The organism is Thiorhodococcus mannitoliphagus, assembly GCF_010915725.1.
Classification (GTDB): Bacteria; Pseudomonadota; Gammaproteobacteria; order Chromatiales; family Chromatiaceae; genus Thiorhodococcus; species Thiorhodococcus mannitoliphagus.
In genome coordinates this window covers 1-3516 of the sequence record NZ_JAAIJR010000245.1, presented here as the reverse complement: position 1 = coordinate 3516, position 3516 = coordinate 1, and the positions used below count along the sequence as shown (strand labels likewise).

The following is a 3516-nucleotide window of genomic DNA, read 5'->3' as shown; positions in this document are numbered from 1 at the left end:
CCCCCCCCAACTCTTCGCCCCCCCCCCCGCCGGCCCCGCCCCCGGGGGGGGCCCCCCCCGCCGGCCCGGCGCGCCGGGGGGGGGGGGCCCCCCGCTCCCGCTGACCCTGCGGTTGGGCAGGGCCGTGGTCAACTGCTCATGGCTTCCGGGCTATGCTGTAACAACAACAACGAGGTTGCCCCGAGGAGGATTTGAAATGAAAGCCGCTAACACGCTGACGTCCATGTTCGGGCGCTCACCCTTCAAGCCCCTGCAGGGGCACATGGGGATCGTCAATGAATGCGTCAAAGAGGTGCCCGCGCTCTTCGAGGCGTTGATCGCTGATGATCGCGCCGAGCTGGAGCGGGTGTCCGCCATCATCTTCGAGCGCGAGCAGAGCGCTGACGACATCAAGAATGAGATGCGGATCCGACTTCCGCAAAGCCTCTTCATGCCGGTCGACCGGCGCGACCTCCTAGAACTGCTCGATGTCCAGGACTCCATCGCGGATACGGCGCAGGACATCGCCGGTCTGCTCATGGAGCGCAAGATGGTTGTGCCCGAGGATATGGTGGAGAATCTGCGCGCTCTGGTGCAGCGCTGTGTCGATAGCTGTGCCAAGGCCAACGAGGTGATCAATGGCCTGGGTGAGCTGCTCGAGACCGGTTTTCGCGGACGCGATGCCGACCGTGTCGAGCGCATGGTCAACGAACTCAATCAGATCGAGGACGAAACCGACAAGCTGGGTATGTCGCTGGCGCAGTCGCTGTTCGCCCAGGAAGATCGCCTCAGCCCAGTGTCGGTCGTGTTTTGGTACCAGCTGATCCAGTGGATCGGCGATCTCGCGGATCACTCCGAAAAGGTCGGCAATCTGCTTAGGCTGCTGATCGCACGCTAAGCCTTGTCGCTTTACTCCCCGCGCGAATTCGAGCAAGCCCACATCGGGCTCACTTCCGAGCGCCTGGCCATCAGTTGGTCCATGCGCGCGCGCGTCCTAAACATTAAGCATTGAATCAGAGCGTTGGAGGATCACGATGGAGATCATCTCCGAATGGGGCACCGTCTTCCTGGTCTTAGCGATCATCTTTGGCGTCTACATGAGCTTCGGTATCGGCGCCAACGACGTCGCGAATGCCATGGGGACCTCGGTCGGCTCTGGTGCCGTGACCGTCAAGCAGGCCATCATCATCGCGGCCATCTTCGAGTTCGCCGGGGCCTTCATCGCCGGCGGCAATGTCACCAGCACCATCCGCAAGGGCATCATCGACGCCGATAGCGTGGCCGGCTCCCCGGAGCTGCTGGTGTACGGCATGCTGGCGGCGCTGCTGGCCAGCGGCATCTGGCTCATGATCGCCTCCAGCCGCGGCTGGCCCGTGTCGACCACGCATTCCATCGTCGGCGCCATCATCGGCTTCGCGGTGGCCGGGATCGGGATCGAGGCCGTCCATTGGGAGCAGGTGGGAACCATCGTCGCGAGTTGGTTCGTCTCGCCCATCATCGGTGGCGCCATCGCGCTGCTGCTGATGCTCAGCATCCGCAAGCTCATTCTCAATACGGACCAGCCCTTCGCGCGCGCTAAGGCGTGGGGACCCCTCTACATCTTCCTGGTCGGTTGGATCGTCAGCCTGGTGACGCTCTTCAAGGGGTTGAAGCACCTGGATCTGCATCTCAGCATGGGCGAGAGCTTGATCGCGGCGACCGTCATTGGTCTGGTGGTCGCCGGCATCGGCAAGGTCCTCATCAACCGCGTGAAGGTCGATGAGAAGGCCGATCGCAGCTTTCACTATGCCAGCGTCGAGAAGGTGTTCGTGCCCATGATGATCTTCACCGCCTGTGCCATGGCCTTTGCTCACGGATCCAACGACGTGGCCAATGCCGTTGGCCCCCTGGCGGCGGTCGTCTCAACGGTTCAGGGCGCTGGCGAGATTGGTCAGAAGGCTGGCTTGCCGCTGTGGATCCTAGCGCTGGGCGGTCTCGGAATCGTCGTCGGTCTCGCAACCATGGGCTACCGGGTGATGCAGACCATCGGCACCAAGATCACGGAGCTGACGCCCACGCGCGGCTACTGTGCAACCCTTGCCGCCGCGACGACGGTTGTGATCGCGTCCAAGACGGGGCTGCCGGTCTCGACGACGCAGATCGCGGTGGGTGCGGTCATGGGGGTCGGCTTGGCGCGTGGTATCGGGGCGCTGGACATGCGGGTGATCCTCAACATCATGGTCTCCTGGGTCATCACGCTGCCTGCGGGCGCCATCCTCGCGGCGCTCTTTTTCTTCTTGTTCAAGGGCATCTTCAGCTGATCCCAGTCCAGCCCAGTGCGACGCCCGGGGCAGAGTCGCCGACGGGCGCTTGGCGCGAGGTCGTAGGGATGGGTCCTGTGTTCAGTCGGTGCGGTTCCGCGGCCTGTGGAGGAGTGCTCCGCAGGCGGCGAGCCGCTGCGCATAGAGACGGCAAAGTTTGAGCTGGGAAGCGTCGGGAATGAATCACCTAGGACAGCTGCGGCTCACTGCGGGCAGGGCATCTCTGGGACTGGGCCGGGGGAGGCATCCATGAGCCAGATCTTCGGCGTGCTGTCTTTGCCACTGGAGCCGATCCGCGATCTCCAGACCTATCGCGGGGCGCGCTTTCCGACGTGGGTCAAGCTCGGACGGCTCCTGGTGACCGGGCCGCCGGGCTCGGGTAAGAGCACGCTGATCAACCGCCTGCATGGCTGGCCGGAAGAAGGTTACATCGATCTGACGCTCAAGGGTTGGTGGAAGGCGCAGTCGCTGACACTGCGTCCGCGCGAGATTCATCTCGGGCTGCCCTTTGTCGGTCATGGTGCTGGACTGACGCTCTTCGAGCCGGCGTGGTGTGACCACTGGCGAAGCCTAGAGATCGACCTAGACCGTGTCCGCTATCCGCCTCACCGAAGGCACTTTTTATCGGTGGATTGGCGCGCGCGCTATAGCTTCGAGTTTCTCCTGCCGACGGCGGAGCGGATCTTCGCCTGGCGGCGTGAGCGGGCGCGCCGCGGCACGCATCCGATCGACGCTGAACTCGACGAGGCGCAGATCCGTCAGCAGCTCACCTTGTTCGCGCTCACCGCTCAGCACTTCCATCAGAACGGCTTGCGTGTCTACATCCGGCGCGAAACTCAGGATTGGGCGCCCTGGGGATTCGTTGGGCGCTGAGCGTTATGCGCAAGGGGGACTGCATCTGCGGCCTTGATCCTTGGGTCACCTGGTTTTAGAAGCTGTCTGTAAACTCAAGGGGCGATTCTAGTCGCCCCTGGCACTGGCGAGAGGGCGAATGAATTCGCCCCTACGGCTCGGGCGATTGGAATACTCAGACAGCCTCTTAGAGGCTGTCTGGAAATCATCGTAGAGTCCCCTAGGATCCTTGAGGGCGCAAAATGCTCGCAGATGAGTCAAATTTCGATGAAGCGTCCGACCATCCAAGGCCGTCGGGATCGGGATCGGGATCGGGATCGAACCGACGATAGCGATCCCGATAGCGATCCCGATGGCATGACTCGTCGGTCTGAGGCGAAGCCTC

General features: G+C 63.1%; 3 protein-coding genes. All 3 read left to right on the top strand.

The features are described 5' to 3' along the window. The first annotated feature begins 196 nt into the window (after positions 1–196). A complete protein-coding gene (locus G3480_RS25490) occupies positions 197–877 on the top strand; it encodes a TIGR00153 family protein (RefSeq protein WP_164657017.1) in 681 nt (226 codons plus the stop codon). Positions 878–1013: 136 nt separating this feature from the next. After that, complete coding sequence (locus G3480_RS25485) at positions 1014–2279, top strand: inorganic phosphate transporter (protein ID WP_164657016.1); 1266 nt, start codon at positions 1014–1016, stop codon at positions 2277–2279. 249 nt (positions 2280–2528) lie between these two features. Further along, positions 2529–3152, top strand: coding sequence for a serine/threonine protein phosphatase (locus tag G3480_RS25480; protein ID WP_164657015.1), 624 nt, complete (start codon positions 2529–2531; stop codon positions 3150–3152). The last annotated feature ends 364 nt before the right edge of the window (positions 3153–3516 follow it).

Bases quoted from the DNA above. Each gene is read 5' to 3' on its own strand.
- G3480_RS25485 (WP_164657016.1), top strand. From the start codon at position 1,014: ATGGAGATCATCTCCGAATGGGGCACCGTCTTCCTGGTCTTAGCGATC.
- G3480_RS25490 (WP_164657017.1), top strand. From the start codon at position 197: ATGAAAGCCGCTAACACGCTGACGTCCATGTTCGGGCGCTCACCCTTC.
- G3480_RS25480 (WP_164657015.1), top strand. From the start codon at position 2,529: ATGAGCCAGATCTTCGGCGTGCTGTCTTTGCCACTGGAGCCGATCCGC.